20 protein-coding genes are annotated in these 21,909 nt (G+C 67.0%); 13 read left to right on the top strand and 7 right to left on the bottom strand.

Features of this window, described 5'->3' with window-relative positions; genetic code table 11:
• Positions 1–5 precede the first annotated feature (5 nt).
• From A9974_RS19025 to metC, 5 genes are all read right to left on the bottom strand, one after another.
• Positions 6–761, bottom strand: coding sequence for an amino acid ABC transporter ATP-binding protein (locus A9974_RS19025; RefSeq protein ID WP_183005734.1), 756 nt, complete (start codon positions 759–761; stop codon positions 6–8).
• Entirely contained in the window at positions 758–1,861 is a 1,104-nt protein-coding gene (locus A9974_RS19020) for an amino acid ABC transporter permease (RefSeq protein ID WP_183005733.1), read from the bottom strand. The genes A9974_RS19025 and A9974_RS19020 overlap by 4 nt, the downstream gene beginning before the upstream one ends.
• Complete coding sequence (locus A9974_RS19015; RefSeq protein ID WP_183005732.1) at positions 1,858–3,012, bottom strand: amino acid ABC transporter permease; 1,155 nt, start codon at positions 3,010–3,012, stop codon at positions 1,858–1,860. The genes A9974_RS19020 and A9974_RS19015 overlap by 4 nt, the downstream gene beginning before the upstream one ends.
• A 45-nt stretch (positions 3,013–3,057) precedes the next feature.
• Entirely contained in the window at positions 3,058–4,185 is a 1,128-nt protein-coding gene (locus A9974_RS19010) for an amino acid ABC transporter substrate-binding protein (RefSeq protein WP_183005731.1), read from the bottom strand.
• A 140-nt stretch (positions 4,186–4,325) separates the two neighbouring features.
• Positions 4,326–5,474, bottom strand: coding sequence for a cystathionine beta-lyase (gene metC / locus A9974_RS19005; RefSeq protein WP_183005730.1), 1,149 nt, complete (start codon positions 5,472–5,474; stop codon positions 4,326–4,328).
• Between the two features lie 109 nt (positions 5,475–5,583).
• Between metC and A9974_RS19000 the strand changes: the two genes are divergently transcribed.
• Together A9974_RS19000 and A9974_RS18995 are read left to right on the top strand one after the other, a co-directional pair.
• Positions 5,584–6,498: a LysR substrate-binding domain-containing protein gene (locus A9974_RS19000; protein WP_183005729.1), complete on the top strand. Its 915-nt coding sequence runs from the start codon at positions 5,584–5,586 to the stop codon at positions 6,496–6,498.
• A gap of 148 nt (positions 6,499–6,646) precedes the next feature.
• On the top strand, positions 6,647–7,327 hold the full coding sequence (locus tag A9974_RS18995; protein WP_183005728.1) for a hydrolase: 681 nt from the start codon (positions 6,647–6,649) through the stop codon (positions 7,325–7,327).
• 75 nt (positions 7,328–7,402) lie between these two features.
• Here A9974_RS18995 and A9974_RS18990 read toward each other — a convergent pair whose 3' ends face one another.
• Positions 7,403–8,305: a LysR family transcriptional regulator gene (locus tag A9974_RS18990; RefSeq protein WP_183005727.1), complete on the bottom strand. Its 903-nt coding sequence runs from the start codon at positions 8,303–8,305 to the stop codon at positions 7,403–7,405.
• Between the two features lie 84 nt (positions 8,306–8,389).
• On the opposite strand from A9974_RS18990, the gene A9974_RS18985 reads away from it, so the two are divergent.
• From A9974_RS18985 to A9974_RS18970, 4 genes are all read left to right on the top strand, one after another.
• Positions 8,390–8,860 carry a MarR family winged helix-turn-helix transcriptional regulator gene (locus A9974_RS18985; RefSeq protein WP_183005726.1) on the top strand — a complete coding sequence of 157 codons (471 nt, stop codon included), beginning with the start codon at positions 8,390–8,392 and terminating at the stop codon, positions 8,858–8,860.
• Between the two features lie 86 nt (positions 8,861–8,946).
• Positions 8,947–10,509 (top strand): MFS transporter, encoded by a 1,563-nt coding sequence (locus A9974_RS18980; RefSeq protein ID WP_183005725.1) that lies wholly within the window; start codon positions 8,947–8,949, stop codon positions 10,507–10,509.
• 246 nt (positions 10,510–10,755) lie between these two features.
• Entirely contained in the window at positions 10,756–12,876 is a 2,121-nt protein-coding gene (locus A9974_RS18975) for a LamG-like jellyroll fold domain-containing protein (RefSeq protein WP_183005724.1), read from the top strand.
• A gap of 139 nt (positions 12,877–13,015) precedes the next feature.
• Entirely contained in the window at positions 13,016–13,825 is an 810-nt protein-coding gene (locus tag A9974_RS18970; RefSeq protein WP_183005723.1) for a GAD-like domain-containing protein, read from the top strand.
• On the opposite strand, the gene A9974_RS18965 is transcribed toward A9974_RS18970, so the two are convergent.
• Positions 13,749–14,645 (bottom strand): LysR family transcriptional regulator, encoded by an 897-nt coding sequence (locus A9974_RS18965; protein ID WP_183005722.1) that lies wholly within the window; start codon positions 14,643–14,645, stop codon positions 13,749–13,751. The genes A9974_RS18970 and A9974_RS18965 overlap by 77 nt on opposite strands.
• A gap of 100 nt (positions 14,646–14,745) precedes the next feature.
• On the opposite strand from A9974_RS18965, the gene A9974_RS18960 reads away from it, so the two are divergent.
• The 7 genes from A9974_RS18960 (at position 14,746) to A9974_RS18930 (ending at position 21,796) form a co-directional block, all read left to right on the top strand.
• Entirely contained in the window at positions 14,746–16,077 is a 1,332-nt protein-coding gene (locus A9974_RS18960) for an arylsulfatase (protein ID WP_183005721.1), read from the top strand.
• Positions 16,078–16,121: 44 nt separating this feature from the next.
• Positions 16,122–17,090, top strand: coding sequence for a tripartite tricarboxylate transporter substrate binding protein (locus tag A9974_RS18955; protein ID WP_183005720.1), 969 nt, complete (start codon positions 16,122–16,124; stop codon positions 17,088–17,090).
• Between the two features lie 153 nt (positions 17,091–17,243).
• Positions 17,244–19,199, top strand: coding sequence for a hypothetical protein (locus tag A9974_RS18950; protein ID WP_183005719.1), 1,956 nt, complete (start codon positions 17,244–17,246; stop codon positions 19,197–19,199).
• A 50-nt stretch (positions 19,200–19,249) separates the two neighbouring features.
• Complete coding sequence (locus A9974_RS18945; RefSeq protein WP_183005718.1) at positions 19,250–19,726, top strand: type III secretion system chaperone; 477 nt, start codon at positions 19,250–19,252, stop codon at positions 19,724–19,726.
• Between the two features lie 24 nt (positions 19,727–19,750).
• On the top strand, positions 19,751–20,143 hold the full coding sequence (locus tag A9974_RS18940; protein ID WP_183005717.1) for a type III secretion system chaperone: 393 nt from the start codon (positions 19,751–19,753) through the stop codon (positions 20,141–20,143).
• A gap of 82 nt (positions 20,144–20,225) precedes the next feature.
• The gene (locus A9974_RS18935; RefSeq protein WP_183005716.1) at positions 20,226–20,798 is read left to right on the top strand and encodes a sigma-70 family RNA polymerase sigma factor; all 573 of its coding nucleotides are present in this window, start codon (positions 20,226–20,228) and stop codon (positions 20,796–20,798) included.
• 14 nt (positions 20,799–20,812) lie between these two features.
• A complete protein-coding gene (locus A9974_RS18930) occupies positions 20,813–21,796 on the top strand; it encodes a FecR family protein (protein WP_220806032.1) in 984 nt (327 codons plus the stop codon).
• Positions 21,797–21,909 lie beyond the last annotated feature (113 nt).

The following is a 21,909-nucleotide window of genomic DNA, read 5'->3' as shown; positions in this document are numbered from 1 at the left end:
CGTCATCAATGCAGGATGCGCGCCAGGAACGCCCGTGTCCGCTCATGCCGGGGATGATCGAAGAACTCGCCCGGCGCGCCGCTTTCGATAATGCGCCCGCCGTCCATGAACACCACCCGGTCGGCGACGTTGCGCGCAAACCCCATTTCGTGCGTCACGCACAGCATGGTCATGCCGTCTTCGGCCAGCGTCGTCATCACGTCCAGCACTTCCTTGACCATCTCGGGGTCCAGCGCCGACGTGGGTTCGTCGAACAGCATGATGCGCGGCTGCATGCACAGCGACCGTGCGATAGCCACGCGTTGCTGCTGGCCGCCTGACAGCTGGCCGGGGTATTTGCCGGCCTGGTCGGGGATGCGCACGCGTTCCAGGTAGCGCATGGCCAGGTCCACGGCCTGGGCTCGCGGCATGCGCCGCACCTGGGTGGGCGCCAGGATGCAGTTTTCCAGCACGGTCAAGTGCGGGAACAGGTTGAAGTGCTGGAACACCATGCCGGCATCGGTGCGCACGCCGTCCACGGCGCGCAGGTCGTCGGTCAGTTCTACGCCGTTGACCACGATGGAGCCCTGCTGGTGCCGTTCCAGCCGATTGATGCAGCGGATCATGGTGGACTTGCCGGAGCCGGACGGCCCGCAAATCACCAGGCGCTCGCCCGCCCCGACCTGCAGGTCGATGTCCTGCAGCGCATGGAAATCGCCATACCACTTGTTCATGCCGGCAATGCTGATGGCCGGCGTCGCGGCGCCGTCAGGCTTGCTCATCGGAGTTCCCCTTTTTTGTAGCGGCGCTCCAGCCACATCGAATAACGCGACAGGCCGAAGCAGATGCAGAAATAGATCGATGCAATGAAGAGATAGGTTTCGACGTAGGGCGTGGGCCAGGCCGGATCGGTCAGCGCGGCGCGGCCGGAACTGAGCAGGTCGAACAGGCCCACGATCAGCACCAGGCTGGTGTTCTTGACCATCACGATGGCGGTGTTGGTAAGCGGCGCGATCACCTTGCGCAGCGCCTGCGGCAGCACCACCAGCCGCGTCATCTGCCACCACGACAGGCCCAGCGCGCGCGAGGCTTCGGCCTGGCCCGCCGGGATGGCCTGCAGGCCGCCGCGGATCACCTCGGCCAGATAGGCGGCCGAGAAGATCGTCAGCGCGATGCCTGCGCGCAGCAGGCTATCGATGGTCATGCCGGCCGGCAGCAGGATGGGCAGCACGATGGACGCCATGAATAGCAGGCTGACCAGCGGCAAGCCCCGGATCAGTTCGATGACGCCGATGCTGATGAAGCGCGCCGCCGGCAGGCTGCCGCGCCGCGCCAGCGCCAGCAGCACGCCCAGCGGCAAACCGGCGCCCAGCGAGCACACCGCCAGCAGCAGCGTCACCGGCAGGCCGCCCCAGGACGAGGTGGGCACGCGCGTCAGACCGAACAGGCCGCCCTGCATCAGCAGCAGCCCCGCCGCCATGCCGATGATCCAGGCCACGGCGGTGCACAGGCGCCAGTGCCTGGGGCTGAGCGAATACACGGTCATGGCCAGGATGAACAGGCACACGGCGGTGGGCCGCCACTGTTCGCCGGGCGGATAGATGCCGAACAGGATCTGCCGCAACTTTTCGCCCAGGAAGGCCCAGCAGGCGCCGCTGGCCTGGCGGCAGATGTCGCCTGCGGCGCCGGGCCAGACGGCATCGATGATGGCCCAGTCGACCAGGCGGCTGGCCGCGGCCAGCACCAGCGCCAGGGTGGCCACGGTGGCCGCCGCACTGAACAGGCTGCCGAACAGCCGGTGCAGCACGGTATCGCGGCGATCCCTGGGCGGCCGCAGCATGGATGACGGTGCGGGCGCTTGGGTAGGAATGGACAGGCTCATGCGCGTTGCGTCCTCAAGAGGCGGCGGTTGTACAGATTCATGAACAGCGACACGGACAGGCTGATGCTCAGGTACACCGCCATCAGCACCGCCACGCCCTCGATGGCCTGACCGGTCTGGTTGATGGTGGTGGTGATGACGAAGGACAGGTCGGGATAGCCCACGGCCAGCGCCAGCGTGGTGTTCTTGATGATGGACAGGTACTGGCTGGTCATCGGCGGGATGATCACCCGCAGCGCCTGCGGCACCACGATCCAGCGCAGCGCGGCGACGGGTTTCAGGCCCAGCGAATGCGCCGCTTCCCATTGGCCCGCGGGCACGGCGTCGATGCCGCCGCGGATGATCTCGCCGGAGAACGCGGCCGAGTAGATCGTCAGCCCCACCAGCAAGGCGGTGAATTCGGGGGTGAAGGCCGTGCCGCCGATGAAGTTCAGGCCGCGCAGCACCGGGGTGTCGGTGTGCAACGTCACGCCGCCCCACCCTGCCGCCGCTGCCAGCACGGCCACCGCCGCGATCACGCCCAGCGTGCGCCACGGCGCGCTGCGCGCGGCCGGCGACGGCCGCCGAGCCAGGCGCCAGGCGCCCCACAACAGCAGCACGGCCACGGCCAGCGCCCAGCCCAGGACCCGGGCGTCACCCTGCAGCGACAGGCTCGGAAAGAACAGCCCGCGCACCGACAGGAACACCCCGGGCAGCGGCTGCAACGCATGCCGTACCGACGGCAGATTCAGCGTGACCAGGCTATACCAGAACAGCAGCTGCACCACCAAGGGCGTGTTGCGCACGGCCTCCAGGTACACCGTGGCGATGCCGGTGACCAGGGGATGACGGCTGCGGCGTGCCAGCGCCAGGCCGAAGCCCAGCACCGTCGAGGCCACGATCACCAGCGCCGAGATATACAGCGTGTTCACCAGGCCCGCCACGAAGGCGCGGCCGTAGCTGTCGGTGGGCTGGTAGGCCAGCAGGCTCTCGGCCATCGGAAAGCGCGCCGCCTCGCCGAGGTACCCGAACCCCATGGCGATGCCGCGCTGGGTCAGGTTGGCGTGGGCGTTCCAGGCCAGCCAGCCCACGGCCCCCAGGAAGCCGCAGGCGATCAGCGCCTGCATCAGGACGGCCCGGGCGCGGCCGTCGTACCAAAGTCGCTTGAGCATGATGTGCCTCTACGTGTTGCGTGCTGGCGTGAACCGCATGACGCGTCAGTTGAAGACGTAGGGGTACATCAGGCCGCCGTCGCGATACAGGCGGTTCATGCCGCGTTCGAGCTTCATCGGGCTGTTCTTGCCGACATTGCGCTCGAAGATCTCGCCGTAGTTGCCCAGCTGCTTGACGATGTTGTAGGCCCAGCGCTCGTCCAGCCCCAGCGCCTTGCCGTTGCCCGGCTCCACGCCCAGGAAGCGGGCGATGCGCGGGTCGGTGGATTTGAGCATCTCGTCGACGTTGGCCTGGGTGATGCCCATGTCTTCGGCGGCGATGGGCACCTGGATGACCCATTTGACGATGTCGAACCAGCGGTCGTCGCCGTGACGCACCGACGGCGTCAACGCTTCGCTATGGCCGCTGGCCGGAAAGATCACGTAGTCGTCCGGATTCTGCGCCTGGGTGGCGCGCACCGCGGCCAGCGCCGACGCGTCGGTGATCAGGCCGTCGCAGCGGCCCGAAAAGAACGCCTGGCGCGAGGCGGCCACGTTGTCGAACAGCACGGTCTTCAAGCCCAGTTTGAATTTGCGCGACAGGTCGGCCACGGTTACTTCGTTGGTGGACCCGGTCTGCACGCAGATGGTGGCGCCGACCATGTCCTTGGTCTGGGTGATGCCCAGCTCCTTGCGCACCATGAAGGCGTCGTACTCGTAGTAGTTCGGGTAGGTGAAGTTGATGCCGTTGGCGTCGCGCCGCAGCGTCCAGGACGTGGTGCGCGGCAGCACGTCGATCTGCCCCGTCTGCAATGCGGTCAGGCGTTGCTGGCCGGTCAGCGGCACGAAGCGCGCCTTGGACGCGTCGCCCAGCACGGCGATGGCGATGGCGCGGCAGGTGTCCACGTCCAGGCCCTTCCAGTTGCCGTCCTTGTCCGGCGCGGAGAACCCGGTGGTGCCATGGCCCGATCCGCAGATGACGTAGCCGCGGGCGCGGATCTGGTCGACCGTGGGGCTGTTGGTCTGCGTGACGGCGGCGGCCACGGGCGATGTATCGGCGGCAGGCACGGCCGCTACGGCGCCGCCGGCCGCGGCAGGCGCCGCGGCCTGGGCGAAAACCGTCGGCGCCAGGGCAACAGCGGCCGCGGCCGCCAGGACGAGACGACCCAAACCCGGTGTGAAGCTGGACAACATGGCAATTCCCCTTGCTATATGTAGAGCGCCTTGTGGCGCTTCATGTCTGCCGCCGGCAAGCGGTGCCGCCGGCAGCCGTTAAAACCGCGTGGCGCGATCCTAGGCCCGGCACGTGGCTGGCGCCTCGGGCCGTAGCCGCGTCAGCGCCGCGCCTGATAGGCCGCCAAGCCGGCGCGCAGGTCATCCTTGAGCACGTCAACGTCTTCCAGCCCGATCGACAGGCGCACGATGGGCCGGTCCGTCGCCGGGAAGGCGCGATCGGCCTGCAGCGCGGCCGGGTAATAAGCGGCCAGACTATGCACGCCGCCCCAGCTGGCGCCGATGGCGAAATGCCGCAGCGAATCGAAAAAGCCGTTGAAGGCGGACTCGGGCGCGGGCGCCAGCACCATCGAGAACAGGCAGCCGTTGGTGGAAAAATCGCGGCGCCACAGCGCATGGCCCGGGTCGCCGGGCAGCGGCGGATACAGCAGGCGTTCCACCTGCGGCTGCGCCGCGAGCCACTCGGCCACGCACAGCGTCGCGTCGCTTTGCGCCCGCACCCGCAGGCCCAGGGTTTCCAGGCCGCGCAGCACCAGGAAGCAATCGTCGGGGCTGACCTGCTGGCCCAGGATGCTCTGGGTCTCGCGCAGCACGGCGTAATGGCCGGTGTCGTTCATGCTAATGGCGCCCATCAGCACATCGGAATGGCCGCTGAAGAACTTGGTGGCCGCCTCGACGCTGAAGTCCACCCCATGCGCCAGCGGCTTCAAGCCCAGCGGGCTCGCCCAGGTGTTGTCCATCATCGTCAGCACGCCGTGGCGGCGCGCAGCGGCGGCGATGGCCGGTACGTCGGCCATTTCCATCGTGACGGTGCCCGGCGCCTCGATGCAGATCATGCGGGTTGCCGGCCGGATCAAGGTCTCGATGCTGGCCCCGATGGACGGGTCGTACAGTTCGACGTCCACGCCCATGTGGGCCAGCCATTTTTCGCCGAAGGTCTTCAGCGCGCCATAGCAGGCGGCCGAGATCAGCAGATGGTCGCCGCCGCGCACAAAGCCCATCACCACCGTCATCAATGCCGCCGCGCCCGATGGCGTGATGACGCAGTGGCGGCCGCCTTCGAGCTCGGCGATGCGGTCCTCCAGCAGCCGCGCGGTGGGCGTACCCGTGACGCCATAGCTGAAGCCGTCGGGCTGGCGATGCTTGCGGTTGACGAAGGATTCCAGCGAATCGAACACCACGGTCGACGCGCGCTGCACCGACGGCGACAGGCTGGCAAAATCTCTATTAGTCTGGTTGATAGCTTTCATCTAATCTATTCGCTGGGCTTAGAGGGTGATCGGGAACAGCGCCAGTGTCTGCCTTTTGATCCATTGCCTCAACAATCGAAACAACTCAGTCAATAAGCAGGACTTATAGATGGACATGCGAGAAATCCAGGTCTTCCGGGCAGTGATGCAGGCCGGCACGACCAGCAAGGCCGCCACGCTGCTGGGGATTTCGCAGCCGGCGGTCAGCCAGGCGATCCGCAAGCTGGAAACCTCGTCGGAACTGCGCCTGTTCGAGCGTGTGCGCGGGCGGCTGGTGGCCACGCAGGAGGCCGAGGCGCTGATGGAGGAAGTGGACCGCTGCTTTGCCGGCTTCGAACTGATCGAACACCGCATCCGCAGCCTGAAATCGTTCGGCGTCGGACGCCTGGCCGTGGGCTCGCTGCCCGCGCTGGGTACGGGCTTCATGCCGCGCGCCATCGCGGCCTTTGGCCTGCAGGACCGCCGCATCCAGATGTCGTTCCAGATCATGAGCTCGCGCGAGGTGCTGCAGCAGGTGGCGGCCGGCCAGCTGGACTTCGGCCTGATGGCCGACGAGCTGTCGGTGGCCGGGCTGGAGCATTCGGAATTCGTGCGCATCCCGGGCGTGATCGCCATGCACAACCGCCATCCGCTGGCCGCCAAGCCGCGCATCGCGCTGCAGGACTTGATCGACCACCCCTTCATCGCCTTGAACCCCGAAGACGCCAGCCGCCGGCGCCTGGAAACCGCGCTGAACGACCAGGGGCTGGCGCTGCGGCCCATCCTGGAAACGCCCTACTCCAATTCCGTCTGCGAGTTCGCGCTGCATGGGCTGGGCATCGGCATGGTCCACCCCGTCATGGCGCTGGATTACCTGGCCCGCGGCCTGACCATCAAGCCACTGGACCTGGACATCAGCTTCACCTGCCTATTGGTGTTCCGGCCCGGCACACCGCTTTCAGAAAACGCGCGGGCGTTGCTGAAAGCGATGCGGATCGAACTGGACCGGGACCTGAAGCGGATCCGCGCAGCGCTCAGTACTTGAAGCTCAGGCGCGCTTGTCGGACGCGCGTAACTCGCCGCCAGTGTGTCGTCCCAAAAATAGAACACGGATGGCGGTTTGCCCCGTCTACCGCCGCTGGCATCGCTCCACTATCGTCAGGCTTCCTTTATGTATTCCACGGAGTCCTGCCATGAGCCAACCCGCCAACTTCAACGGCGCCCGTCCGGCGATCGATCCGGACCAGGCCGCCATGCTTCTGATCGACCACCAGAGCGGCCTGTTCCAGACCATCGGCGACCTGCCCTTCACCACGGTGCGCGCCCATGCGTCGGCCCTGGCCAAGATGGCCACCCTGACCAAGATGCCGGTCATCACCACCGCTTCGGTGCCGCAGGGTCCCAATGGCCCGCTGATTCCCGAAATCCACGAGAACGCGCCGCACGCCCAGTACGTGGCCCGGCGCGGCGAGATCAACGCCTGGGACAATCCGGAATTCGTCAAAGCGGTCAAGGCCACCGGGCGCAAGCAGTTGATCATCGCCGGCACCATCACCAGCGTCTGCATGGCGTTCCCCAGCATCGCGGCGGTGGCCGACGGCTACCAGGTGTTCGCGGTGGTGGATGCGTCGGGCACATACTCGAAGATGGCCCAGGAAATCACGCTGGCGCGCGTGGTGCAGGCGGGCGTGGTGCCGATGGACACGGCCGCCGTGGCGTCCGAGCTGCAGCGCACCTGGCACCGCGATGACGCGGCGCAATGGGCCGAGATCTACGGCCATATCTTCCCCGCATACCGCCTGCTGAGCGAAAGCTATGCCAAGGCGCAAGAGGTCGAGCGCAATCACGAAACGCTGGATTCGCTGCGCAAGTAGGCGGCTCGTGACTCGCGGCGCGTCCGGGGCCGCCCCGGGCGCTGGCCGGCGGCCTGGGTGGCTTGTCCCGCGGCGCTACGCCAGCCGCTCGAACTTCTGCACCAGGAAATCCACGAACACCCGCACCCGCGCCGGCACCAGCCGTGACGCCGTCATGACGTAGAGCGGGATCGGGTCCAGCTCCCATTCCGGCAGCACCCGCACGATCCGCCCGCTTTCCAACAGCGCCGACGCCTGCGTGCGGCTCAGCTGGCCGATGCCCATGTCTTGCAGCAGCAGCTGGCGGATCAGCGACTGGCTGTTGGTGGTCAAGAGCGGCGTCGGCCGCACGGGCACCGCCTGCGCGCCGCTGTGCAGCGTCCAGCCGGCGCCGGCCTCGGCTTCCGAGGTGAACAGGCATTGATGGTGCTCCAGCTGCGCCGGCGCCAGCGGCGTGCCATGCGCGGCCAGATAGGCCTTGGACGCGTACAGGTGCCGCCTGACCAGCCCCACCCGCCGGGCGATCAGGCGCGAGGCCGCGGGCGGATCGCCGGTCAGGATGCTGACGTCGTGGCGCTGCGTCATCAGGTCGGGCAGCGTCGAGGTCAGGAAGATGTCGAAGCTGATCTGCGGATAGGCGGCGTGGAATTCCGCGAAATGCGCGTCGGCGAAATAGGTCGCGAAGTCGTTGGACATGCTGATCCGCAGCACGCCCGACGGGTCGGATGTTTCGCTGTTCAACTCGTCGTTGACCATCTTGGCCTGCTGCACGATGTCGTCGATCTGCTGCAGGTAGCGCGCCCCGGTTTCGGTCAACGTCACGCGCCGGGTCGAGCGGTTGAACAGCTTGATCTTGATGTCGGCCTCGAACTCGGTGATGCGGCGCGACAGCGTCGAGGTGGGTACGCCCAGCGCCAGTGACGCCTTGGTGAAGGTGCCCTCCCGGGCGACCGCGGCGAAAAACGCCATGTCGCGCAAGCGGTCTATGTCTCTGCTCATCGTCTGCCTCTGGCCGCTTCGGCCTTGAAATTAGATGACAACTCATCTATATTAGATGATATATCAACTAATTCATAATCGACCATGGCCAAGGAAACCGACACGCCGCAGCAACAGCGCCTGAGCACCAGGATCGGCGTGGTGGCGCGTCAATGGCGCCGCGCGGTCGACCAGCGCCTGCAACCCTTCGATCTGACCCAGGCCACCTGGCTACCGCTGGTGCAATTGGCGCGCGCGCCCGGGCCGATGCGGCAGAAGGAACTGGCGGCGGCGCTGTCGCTGGACAATTCCGCCGTGGTGCGGGTGTTGCAAAGCCTGGAGGCCAGCGGTTTCATCGAGCGCCTGGAAGACCCCGACGACCGCCGCGCCAAGGCGCTGGCCATCACGGCCCAGGGGCGCCAGCTGGTGCGCCGCGTGCACACCGTGTCGGCCGAACTGGAACGCGAACTGCTCGACGGCATGGCGCCCGCCGACGTCGACGCCGCGCACCGCGTGTTGGAACGGCTGGGCGGCTTGCTGCTGGATCTGAATGGCGGGGCGAACCCGCGATCATGACTCCCCAAGCCGGCGCCGTCCCCACCGCCTGTTCCGGTACCGGCGCGCCGCGCTTGCCGGCATAAGCACCGCAACGCCTCGTCATCATGCCTTCCACCGCACCCGCCTCAGCCCTGCCGGATACGCCGGCCAGCAGTCTGCGCGCCCTGCTCTTTCCGCTGGCGATCGCGCTGGCCGTGGGGCTGGATTATTTCGACAATGCGGCGTTTTCATTCTTTATCAGCGACATCGCCGGCGGCATCGGCGCGCCGCCCGATGAGCTGATCTGGTCGTCCAGCGCCTACGCCGTGGCGGGCGTGCTGGGTATCCTGCAGCATCAATGGTGGGTCGAACGCGTCGGCCACAGGCACTACATCGGCGCCTGCCTGCTGCTGTTCGCGGCGGCGGGCGTGCTGGCGGCGTTCAGCCAGTCATCGGCCGAACTGGCCGTGGCGCGCGCCCTGCAGGGCTATCTGATGGGCCCGATGATGGGCGCCACTCGCATCCTGATACAGCTGAGCTTCCCGCCCAAAGAGCGCGGCCGGGCCACGCGCCTGTTCCTGTGCAGCATCCTCTTGTGCAGTGCATTGGCGCCGCTGGCGGGCGGCTACCTGGTGGCCGACTTCGGCTGGCGCGCGGTGTTCGTCTGCACCGTGCCCGTGGCGCTGGCGACCGGCGCGCTGGTCCTGGTGGCCGTGCCGGCCACCGGACGGCTGCCGCCCGAGCAGCGCGGCGAGCCCCATCTGTGGCCCTATGTCGTCGCGGCGCTGGCGCTAGGCGCGTTGCAGGTCGTGGCGCAGCAGTTGCGCTCGTCGCCGTTCAGCGAATCGCCGGGGCTGGAAGGCCTGACACTGGCCGGCGTGCTGCTGCTGGCCGGGTTCATCTGGCACCAGTGGCATCATCCCCGGCCGCTGCTGCACCTGCACGGCCTGAAGGAAGCCACATTCCGCGCCGGCCTGGCGCTGTACGCCCTGTACTACTTCGTCAGCAACGCGTTCAGCTACCTGGTATCGCGCTTCCTGCAGGCCGGGCTGGGCTACCCCGTGGAAAACGCCGGACATCTGGTGGGCGTCACCTCGCTGGCGGCCTTGGCGGGCGCCCTGCTCTACTTTCGCTATGCCGGCCGGCTGCCGCGCAAGCGGGGCCTGATTGCGGTCGGCTTCACCCTGGCGGCGCTGATCGGCGCGTGGATGGCGCACATGCCGCCGGACGTCAGCCAATCGTGGCTGCTGCCGCCGCTGATCCTGCGCGGCTTGCTGCTGCTGTTCATTGCGCTGCCGGTGGCCAATCTGGCGTTCCAGCCGTTCGCCGTCGAACTGTATCCGCACAGCTATCGCATCAAGAACATCGTCAAGCAGATCGCCTATTCGTTTTCCACCGCCACCATCATCGTGCTGGAACAGCACCGCCTGGCGCTGCATCAGACCCGGCTGGCCGCCAGCGCCAGCCTGTCCAATCCGGTGTTCGCCGGCGCCCTGGACCAACTGACGCAGCGCTTCGCGCAGGCCGGCGCCGCGCTGTCGGCCGCGCACGGGCTGGCCTTGGCCGAGCTTCAGCGCGTGCTGACGCAGCAGGCCAATTTCATGAGCGTGCTGGACGGCTTCGTGTTCCTGGCGGTTATCTCGGGGGCCGCGGCCGTGTATGCGCTGTGGCAGCGCCGCATTCAATGAACCGGGCGGGCCGGGTGCTCAGGCGGCCATGGTGACAGTCTTCGTCACCGCGCCGTGGGTGGCGCGCATCCTGATCCCGGTGACGCAGGCGCAGGGGCCGGGCTGACGCGGGGGGTGAAGACGGATATGGAACGGCGCCCGCCGGTGGGGTAAGACAACCGCCGCTACGCACAATATTCACGCGCGCTTAACATTTCCGTCATTGCGCGTTCCTATGCTTCCCACTTTTTCGGATGGGCAGCACAGATGGCGCACGACAAGCACGACGGCAAACATGACATTGCCGAGACACTCTCCACCCTGCCAGTGACGGACCCGCGCCGCCGCAGCCTGCTCAAGGCCGGCCTGGGCGCCACGTTGATGCCGGTCGGCGGCTCGCTGCTGCTGTCGGCCTGCGCCAGCGACAACGACGACGACGACGCGCCGGCGCCGGGCGCGCCCACGCCGCAGCCCAAGAACATCTCCAGCTTCGCCGTCGCGGTGCTGCCCGACACGCAGTTCTATTCCCGCTACGCCACCGATGCCGAGAACCAGCAGTTCATGCGCAAGTACGGCAGCGAGCCCTACAAGGCGCAGACGCAATGGGTGGCCGACCATGCCAAGGCGCTGAACATCCCCTTCCTGATCCACCTGGGCGACGTGGTCGACCAGCAGAACAAGCCCGACCAGTGGAAAGTGGCCGATGCGGCCATGAAGATCCTGGAAGACGCCAAGGTGCCGTACTCGATCCTGGCGGGCAACCATGACGTGATCCTGGACCGCGACTACGTCGACGAAACCAGCCAGAACACGGCCACCGACGCCCAGCGCACGCTGGCCAACGAACCCTATCTGCAAACCTTCGGCACCGACCGCGCAAAGAAGCAAGCCACCTTCGGCGGCCGCGATCCCAGCGGCTTTCACGAGTGGCACGTCTTCGAGGCCGAAGGCCAGAAGTTCATGGTGCTGTCGTTGTCGTGGCGCATTTCGACGGCCGCGCGGGACTGGGCCAACCAGGTGATCCGCGCCAACCCGACGCTGCCGGTCATCCTGGTCAATCACCAGTTGCTGAACATCGACAAGGACGGCATCAGCCCGCTGGAAGTGCCCTACGGCCTGATGCTGTGGGACAAGCTGATCCGCGACAACGACCAGATATTCATGACGCTCAACGGCCATTACCATGGCGCGGCGCTCCTGACCAAGACCAACGCCTTCGGCAACCCCGTGCACGAAATGGTCGTCGACTACCAGATGGCCTACCAGGGCGGCAACGGCTTGATGCGTCTGTATGAATTCGACCTGAGCAACAACGAGATCCGGGTGCTGTCGTTCTCGCCCTGGGTGCCGCAGAAACCCAAGAACACGCTCAACGCCTTCGACCAGGCGGTGCTGACGGGCGCCAATGAGGAATTCACCATCAAGATGGATTTCGCCAAGCGCTTTTCGGGTTTCAACAAGACCTTCAAGGCCGGCACGCCCTCGCACACCGCGTTGATCGACCAGGCCCGCGCGTTGATCCTGGCCAACTACACCGAGCCGCCCGCGATCACGCAAAAGCCGGCCGCCGACAGCGAAGACTATCCGCAGGTGTCCGGCACGCTGGCCCACTGGCGCTTCTTTGGCGGCGCCGACGGCCAGCCGGTGCCCGTGGGCACGGTGGTCGCCGACCGCACCGGCCTGAACCCCGTGCGCCGCGCGGCGTTGAACATCGACGGCGTGGCCGGCGCCCAGCTGGGCGATCTGGTCTGGTCCAACGACCATCACTACCTGTCGGCTGCCCCGGGCTCGGTGCGCTTCCTGAACACCGACAAGAACACCGCCCGCATGAGCTATTTCACCACCGACGCGGCGGCAGTGCTGAACGCCGAGACGGTGCCCAACGGCTACACCGTCGAAGCCTTCATCAAGATCGACCGCGACTGGACCGCGGGCAAGAACGCGTGGATGAACATCATGACGCGCGACGGCAAGCGCGGCGACCTGCCCGGCTACAACGGCGGCGACGGCGAATCCCCGCCGCTGCTGTTCGCCGTGTCGAGCCTGCGCGAGATCCAGTGGGAAGTCGTGCCCGAGCGCGCCGGCCCGCGTGACGCCAAGACCAACTGGTCCGGCGAGATCATCGCCGACAAATGGCTGCACATTGCCGTGGTGAACGACAACACCACGCATGAAACCATCCTGTACGTCGAAGGCGCGCCGGTGTTGCGCAACGCGTCCGACGCCCCGGGCCTGGCGGCCCTGGCGGCGAACATGCCGTGGGTCGTGGGCGCCGGGTCCTGGGACGGCAACCGGGCCGATGGCTTCTTCGGCAGCATCGGCGAAGTGCGCATCGTGAACCAGGCGCTGGCGCCAGCGCAGTGGCTGACGGCGCGCAGGAACGGCTGAACGGCGGGCGCCGGCTGTGTCGGCCGGCGCCCGCGCTGCCTGGGGCAGCAGGTCGTCATTTTCAGAATCTTCCAATTCCTCCCCGATCCTATGAGTCAGACAATGCTGGGTTGGCCTTCGGAAACGAGAGGAAATGACCATGAGGGATCCCCATTTTGCACGCTTCATAGGCAAATGTGGCGAAGCGACGCAGGCCGTGCAGGTTCCCGGCGCCAGCCTGTCCAAATGGGCCGGAAGGCTGCCGCCGCTCATGCTGAAGATCTGGCAGGAAGAAGGCTGGGCGTGCTATGGCAATGGCCGCTTCGGTTTCGTCAATCCTGACGACTACGCGCACGTCAAGGACGCCTGGCTGCACGATACGCCGCTTGCCGCGCTGGACGCGTTCCACGTGATCGCCCGGGGCGCGTTCGGCGACCTCTATCTATGCGGCGAAAAGACAGGAGCCAGTGCCACTGTCGTCTGTGTTCTCAACGAAATCCTGATGCAGAAACGCCGACGCACACCCGGCGCCGCACCAGACCAGGATCAGCCCATCCGCGTGTTGTTGAGTGTCGCCCACCCCGAAGGCTTTGACTATTCCGATCCCGACGGCAACCTGCTGTTTGACCGCGCCGTTGCCAGATACGGCTCACTCGCACCAGACGAAATGTACGGCTTCGAGCCCCCGCTGGTGCGCGGCGCCCCCCCCCACACTGGACAACCTGCGCCGCCTCAGGCTCGGCCCGCATCTGCTGATGTTGCGCAAGCTGGACACCCCGCGCGTGCCCATTGCCATGATCGGTGCGCGCCGGCGAAACTGAGCCGTCCTGCATCCCGGGCCGCCGCCACGCCCGCCCCGTCCGCAGGATTGCCCCCCGATCGCCGCCGCAAGCTCACCCCTTCGCGACAGCCGCGACCGCGCTTCGAAATTCCGCCATCAACGGCGACCATGTCGTGGCGCGCCGGGTAATCAACGCAATACGCCGCTGCAGCGGCCTGCCCAGCACGACCGGCAGCGCCGCGATGCCGCGTTGATCCGCCAGCGCGCTTTGCGGCACGATGGCCAGCAGGCTCGATTGCGCCAGCAGCGCCAGGGTGCCTTTGGAAAAATGCTCGACCTCCAGCGCGGCGACCGGCAACGCCAGGCCGGCCTCGGCATAGTGCGCATCCAGCGCCAGGCGGGCGACGGCGGCCGGCTTGGGCAGGATCCAGCGTTGCGCTTGCAGATCATGCAAGGCCAGTTTGCGCCGCGCGGCCAGCGGGTGCTTGCGGCTGGCGGCCACGCACAGCCCGTCTTCCAGAATGGGGGTCTGATGCAGCGCCGCGGGCACATCGGCATAGATGGGCGTAACCGCCAGATCCAGCTTGCCGCTGGCGACCTGCTCGTTCAGGTCGTCTGACAGGCCCTGGACCAACTGAACGCGCAGCGCCGGCCGGCGCGGCAGCAGCCATGCCAATGCGGGCATCACGATGCTGTCGACGGTGGCGCCGGTGGCGCCCATGCGCAGCAACCCCGCTTCCCCGACGCGCAGTTCCAGCGCCTGCCTGACCGCGTCCTGGTACTGCACCCACAGCTTTTTCGCATGTTCCAGAAACACCAGCCCGGCCGACGTCAGCCGCAAGCCGCGTCCGCTGCGGTCCAGCAGCGCCAGCCCGGTGTCTGCCTCCAGCCGCTGCAGGGATTTGCTCAATGCCGGCTGGCTGACCTCGCACACCGCCGCGGCGCGAGCCAGATTGGCGTGTTCGACGGCGGCCAGGAAGTACTCGATGTCGCGCAGGGAAAGATTCATGAACAATTTTCATATCAATACGTCGCTTCGGGAATATTACGCCGCCAGCCCCCTCCTAGAATCCCCGGCATAAACCCGAAGATCCTCAAAGGTGCAACGCATGCAAAGCAAGCCCAATATCGTTCTGATCGTGGCTGACAACCTGGGGTGGGGAGAGCTGGGCTGTTATGGCGGCGGCGCGCTACGCGGCGCACCCACCCCGAACATCGACCGCCTGGCCGCCGAAGGCCTGCTGCTGCAGAACTTCAACGTGGAAAGCGACTGCGTGCCGACGCGCTCGGCGCTGATGAGCGGCCGCCACCCGATCCGCACCGGCTGCCTGCAATCGGTGCCGCCCGGCCTGCCCCAGGGGTTGTCGCGCGACGAGATCACCCTGGCGCAGCAGCTGTCGGGCCAGGGCTACGCCACCGCGCACTACGGCAAATGGCATCTGGGCGACATCCCCGGCCGCTACCCGTCCGACCGCGGCTTTGACGAGTGGTACGGCATTCCGCGCACCACCGACGAAAGCCAGTTCACTTCGTCCATCGGCTTTGACCCCACGGTGGCCGACATTCCCCACATCATGCAGGGCCAGGCGGGCGCGCCCTCCGAAAACGTCAAGGTCTACGACCTGGACACGCGCCGCGGCATCGACGCCGAACTGACGGACCGGTCGATCCAGTTCATGCAGCGGCAGGCGCGGGCCAGACGGCCGTTCTTCCTGTACCTGCCCCTGGTGCACCTGCACTTTCCGACACTGCCGCATCCCGATTTCGCGGGGCGCACCGGCGCCGGCGACTTTGCCGATTCGATGGTGGAAATGGACCACCGCGTCGGGCAGATCGTGCAGGCCGTGGACGATCTGCACCTGCGCGAGAACACCGTATTCATTTTCTGCAGCGACAACGGCCCGGAGTTCCGCAAGCCGTACCGTGGCACGGCCGGCCCCTGGACGGGCACCTACCATACCGCCATGGAAGGCAGCCTGCGCGTGCCGTTCATCCTCCGCTGGCCGGGCAAGGTGCAAGCGGGGCGGGTGTCCAACGACATCGTCCACGTGACCGATCTGTACATCACGCTGTCGCGCATCGCCGGCGCGGCGATCCCGCAGGACCGGCCGATCGACGGTATCGACCAGACGGCGTTCTTCACGGGCGCCGCCCCGGCCTCCCGGCGCGAGGGCTTTCTGTTCCATATCAAGAACGAACTGCGCGCGGTCAAATGGCGCGACTGGAAGCTGCACTTCTACTGGGAGCCCGAGGTCAACGAAGGCCAGGGCAAGCTGGAATCTCCCTATCTGTTCAACCTGAAGCAGGATCCCAAGGAAGAAAGCGACATTCTTGTCTATAACACCTGGGTGCTCGGACCTATCCTGAAGATGGTGCAGGCGTTCAACCAGTCGTGCCAGGCCCATCCGAATACGCCGCCCGGCCGGCCGGATCCCGATTGACGCGGCGGCAGACTGATCCATACCAAAAAGCACAGGGGAAAAACATGAAGACAGTCACGATGCGATGCGCGGCGCTGCTGCTGACCGCCGCCCTGCCCTGGGCGGCCGGCGCGGCGGACGCCAAGCTGGACTGGCCCGCCAAGCAGATCACCTGGGTCATCGGATTCGTGCCGGGCGGCACCGCCGACGTGTTGACGCGCATCGCCGCGCAGGAACTGGCGCGGCGCACCGGCGTGAACGTTGTCGTGGAAAACCGTCCAGGCGCCTCGGGCGCCATTGCCCTGCAACTGGTGGCGCGCAGCAAGGCCGGCGACGGCTACCTGATCACGGTGCCCGGCCCGTTGGTCTACCCGACGCCACAGCCCGAGATCGGCCGTGAATTGGCCCCCGTCATGCTGCTGGCCCAGGGCCCGATGGTCATCGTCGGGCCGGCCGCGTCGGCCCGCCCGACCTTGCAGGACGTGTTGGCCGACGCCCGCCTGCGGCCCGATGCCTGGAGCTACGGCAGTTCCGGCAACGGCACCTCGCAGAACCTGGCCGGCGAACTGCTGAACCAGTATGCCGGCACCCGCATCGTCCACGTGCCCTACAAGGGCGGCGGGCAGGCGGTGGCGGACGTGGCGGGCGGGCAGATTCCGCTGGCGATCCTGGGGTCGGCGCCGGTGATGCCGCAGGTCAAGGCGGGCGTGTTGAAGGCCTATGCCGTCACCACGCCCTACCGGCTGGACAGCCTGCCGGACGTGCCGACGGTGGAAGAATCCGGTTTCAAGGGTTTTGCCGCCAGCCAGTGGTTTTCGGTGGCGGCGGGCAAGGAAATCGCCGCCGGGCCCCTGGACCAGATCAATGCGGCCCTGCGCGCGGCGGTAGCGACGCCCGCGTACAAGGCCGCCCTGGAGAACGCCGGAATGGTGGCCGGCGGCGGGTCGCGCAGCGATCTGCTGACGTTTATCCAGGCCGATAACGCCAAATGGAAGGCCTTGATCGACAGCGGCGCCGTGAAGCTGGCGAACTAGGGCCTGTTCACACTAGAAGGCGCCTCGCATGAGTACCCAAATCGGCGCCCCAGCATGGAACCAATCGCCGGCCGGCGTTACTTACTGCGCATATCGGCCGCTTCCCTCCCGGAGGTTCGGCCACGACCAGAACCTTTTCTCGGGAGCGCAGAAATGGTATCCACCGTGCAAGGCGCATCGGGTCAGCTGCAGACGAATCTACTGGCCGGTTACAACAATGCGGTGCAGTTCGCCCAGACGATCGCGCAGGGATTGCGCCGCATCATCGCCAATGGCAATAACCAACCCGCTCCGACCTTCGGCCAGCGCTACCCGGTAGGCAACGGGCAGGTCCAGGACCGCATCGGCGGATACCGCGTCATGGGTGACAAGACTCGCGGCGTGGAACCTGGCTTTATCGGCAAGCGCGACTGGACGCCGGGCGATACGGGCAAGATGAATACCGCCAATCACCCGTTCAATACGCGGGCGCTGGCCTTGGCCCAGCAGTGGCTGGCAGCCGGCGCCCTGCCCCCGCACACGCCGGCGGACGCAGACCTGAACCCCATGCTGTTGAACAGCCTGAGCGGACTTGCCGCGGGAAATGGCCCGCTTGCGCCGGCGGCGATCCAAGTGCTGACCGATCCGGCGCTGGCGCAAAACGGGGGATCGCTGATCGACGTGCTGAGAAACGTCATGGCGCCCAACCCCCCGCTCAACACGGCGCTGGCCGCCGCGCTGGTCGCCGACACCGTCGCTGCCGTGACAACGCCCGGCACGCATGCCCTGGCCAACGAGGCAACGCAGCTGTTCCGTGAATTGACCGGCGATCTCATGCAGACCCAGGCCAAATTCACCAAGAATCACTACATCAAGCTCGACTACTACGAAGCCGACAGGATCGCGGGCAAGTACCATATCCCCAAGGACAAGGCCAAGGGCAACCTCGTGACCGCGCCGCTGCACCGCTTGCTCACGGGCGCCACGCCCGCCGAGCGCAACGAAGGGGCGGTGCGCGAATCGCTTGCCAACGACCTGATGCGCGTCATGGGGGTGGAAAGCCAGAAGCTGAAGATCGTCGAGGGCCGGTATCCCGATGGCACCACCAAGCTGATGCTGGACGGAACGCACGTGGCAAACTTCAGCGACTTCGACGGCACGCCCAGCCGCGGCGATATCTATCTGAAGGATGGCGTCCTGGTGCGCAACCAGCAGCGCCCGACCGACCCGCCGAACCAGTTCACCGGCGCTCCGCGCCTGGATCACACCATCAACGAACTGGGCCGCAACAAGATCCTGATGCTGCTGCTGGCCGACCGCGACGCGCTGGGCTCCCGGGGCGGCAACAAGGGTTATGTCGGCAACACGTTCGTCGGCATCGACCCCGGCCACGCCCTGGAAGAAAGTCGCCTGGGCGTGACCAACGATGTCTACAGCGACTTCTCGTTCGACCAGCCGGGCGGACCGGCATTCATGGGATACAAGAATTTCAGCATGTTCGACCAGAGCTCGCTGGCCGAAAAAATGGAAGGGGTGCGGATGATTGCGCACCTGAGTCAGTCACAGGCCGATGAGGACCTGTTCGACCGCTATGCACAGGAATTCGGCAACAATCGTCCGCCCGAAGCGCGGTTCGATGGCAACATCAACACTCTCAAAGCGCTGTACATCGCGCGCCGCGACGCGCTGCTGGGCGTCTTCGCGCAGCGGCTGGCGGTAGACAATTTCGCCTTTGGCCCCGCGCATCCCACCCCTCAGTATTTCGCCATGCGCGATGCCACCCTTAACGCGCTGGATGGGCTGGAGAAACTTACCTCGAAGACCACCCGTACCACCAAGAGCGGTATCCAGCTGGATTATCCCCAGGTCACGGCCAAGTCGGAGCGCAAGGAATGGAACGTCACGCAGGATCCCGGGACCGGCGATCTGCTGTTCGTTTCCACCGGGAAGTCCGCGTCGCTGGCAAAAATGCAGACGGCCATCCAGGGCTTTCCGCTTAACACGGTGCAAGGCCACACCCTGCAGATCACGCCGCCCGGCACGCTGACCTTGCGGATACCGGTGGCGCAGATCTCCGCCTTGGCGACCGACCTTGCTCCTGCGCAGATCATTGCCCATAAACACCCCTGACGCCCCAGCCTGCTCCGGCACCGACCGCCGGGGCGATACGGAGAATTCGCATGCCAGAAGCCCGTCCCGAGAAACTGACCGCGATCGCCCAGGCGGTCGGGCACGATGTGTCGTTGTTCGACGAACAGAACCACGCCTTCCTCCAGTTCGATGACATCACCCTGCATCTGCAGTACTTCGCCGATGACGGCATCACCGTGCTGGTGCTGGCCGCCGATCTGGGCGAACTGGACGCGCCATCGCGTACGCAGGCCTATGCCTTGATGCTGTCGGCCAACACCTCCTGGCGCGACGTCGGCGGTGGTGCGCTGGCAGTGGACGACGAGCACCGCAGGGCCTTGCTGATGCTCAGGCTGGACCTGGCCGGGCTGACCGACGCCGCGCTCGCGCAACGCATCTACGCCTTCACGCAGGCAGCGGTGCATTGGTCGGGCAAGCTGGCCGCCTTGTCCGCGCAAGCGGCCCCGGCGCTGGCGACATCGCCTGGCGCGGCGACGCCATGGACCTCGGTCGCCAACCTCGCCTGATCCCCTCCCCCACCAGCGGCTGCCATGAACATCGACACCTTCCGATCTCTCGCCAACGACTATTGCGCGCGCGCCGGCCTGCCTGCGCCAGTGTTCGACGGCGAACATTACGTGCTGAGCCCCCTGCCGGAGCAAGCCGTCATTCTTGCCTGGGATGCCCAGACCGAAGAAGTGCTGCTGCTGGCGCCCGTAGGCACGCACGCCGTGAGCCTGGACAACGAGGCCGCGCTGCGGCTGTTGCAGGACGCCTACCTGGGGCAGCACCTGGAGGGCGCGGCGGCAGGGATCGATCCGGACAGCGGCGGCCTGGTGATGTGGCGTCGCCTGCCCGGCTATGGCCTGACCGCGGACCGGCTGCAACACTACATCGACCGTACCGTGGCAGCGGCGCAGGCTGCGCAAGACGTCCTGGCCTGATCCGACCTGGGGGCAGCGGCAAATCCGCAATTGATAATCGTTCTTGTTATAATTCCGGGGTATTTCGCCACCTTGCCCCGCCATGCTCCCCGATTCCCCCTCCTCGGACATCCACAGCCTGTACCAGGCGCACTACGGCTGGTTGCGCACGTGGTTGCTGCGCCGGCTGGGCAACGCGTTTGACGCGGCCGACCTGGCGCATGACGCGTTCGTGCGCCTCCTGGCCGCCCCCCGCGCCTTTGACACGCCGCAAGGCGCGCGCGCGTATCTGCGCAGCATGGGCAACGGCATGTGCATCGACCTGTGGCGCCGCCAGGAAGTCGAGCGCGCCTGGCTCGACACGCTGAACACCTGCGCGGGCGCCACCGCCCCATCTGCCGAGCAGACAGCCATCATCATCGAGACGCTGCTGCAAGCGGCCGAGATGCTGCGGCAACTGCCGCCCAAGGTGGCGCGGGCGTTCATCCTGTCGCACGTGGACGGCCTGAAGTACCGTGAAATCGCGGTGGAACTGGCCGTATCCGAGCGCACGGTCAAGAAATACCTGGCGCAAGCCATGCTGCATTGTGCGCTATTGGAAGCCGCGCACCACGCGGCGACCCAGCCGGTGCATATTCCGCCGGCCGGGCAACACCCCAGCGCGGCGGCCTGCTGACGATGGCCCGCCGCATGCCAGCCTCGGCGCCCGTAGGCGCCGCCGATCATCGCAGCCTGGAACAAGCCGCCGACTGGTATGTGCGGCTGCACGCCGACGCTGCCAGCGCCGCCGACTGGACCCAATGGCGCGCCTGGCTGGAACGCAGTCCGGGCCACCAGGCGGCCTGGGGCTACATCGAAGCCGTCAGCCAGCGCTTTGCGCCCCTGCGCGGCGAGGTGGCGTCCCGCGCCGCGTCTGCCGGCCTGCAAGCCGCGCTACGCCCCGCGCGCCGCCGCCACTTGCGCTCGCTGGCGCTGCTGTCCGGCGGGCTGCTGGGCAGCTGGCTGGCCTGGCGCCACACGCCGCTGCGCGGCGAGCTGCTGGCGCTGGCCGCCGATTACCGTAGCGCCACGGGCCAGATCCGCCAGGCCGTGCTGCCCGACGGCAGCCGCCTGTGGCTGAACACGGCCAGCGCCGCCGACTTCGACAACGGGGCGTCCGAACGCCGCCTGACCTTGCTGCGCGGCGAGATGCTGGTGACCACGGCCCGGGATGCCGCCCGGCCCTTTGTGGTGGCCACCCCGCAAGGCCGCCTGCAAACGCAAGGCACTCGTTTCAGCGTGCGCCTGCTGAGCCAGGCGGCGCGGCTGGCGGTGCTGGACGGCGCGGTGCGGGTCCGCACGGCCGATAGCGGCGACACGCTGACCGTGCAGGCGGGCAGCCAGGTGATGTACGCAGCCGGCGGCATCGACCGCCCCGGCCCGCTCGACCCCGGCGCCTCCGCCTGGACCCAGGGCATGATCGTCGCCAATGACATGCGCCTGGACGAGCTGGTGGCCGAGCTGGCCCGTTACCAGCCTGGCCACCTGGGCGTGGCGCCCGAGGTCGCCGGCCTGCGCGTGATGGGCACCTATCCCCTGACCGACCCGGACCGCACGCTGCAACTGCTGGCCCGGGCGCTGTCGCTGCGGGTCGAGCGCAAGCTGCCGTGGTGGACCACGCTGGCACCGGCCTGAGCGCCGTGCCTTCCCCTTTTTCCGTTTCATCCGATTAGGTAAATGCGGGGCTGCCATGCATCGGCGCCCCGCCTGCCCGACGCACGAATACGGAACCCCCCATGAAACGCCCC

Origin of the sequence: Achromobacter sp. UMC71, assembly GCF_014170305.1 — a bacterium.
GTDB lineage: Bacteria > Pseudomonadota > Gammaproteobacteria > Burkholderiales > Burkholderiaceae_B > Achromobacter.
Note: the sequence above shows the minus strand (reverse complement) of the source record. Positions and strands in the feature narration are given on the sequence as shown.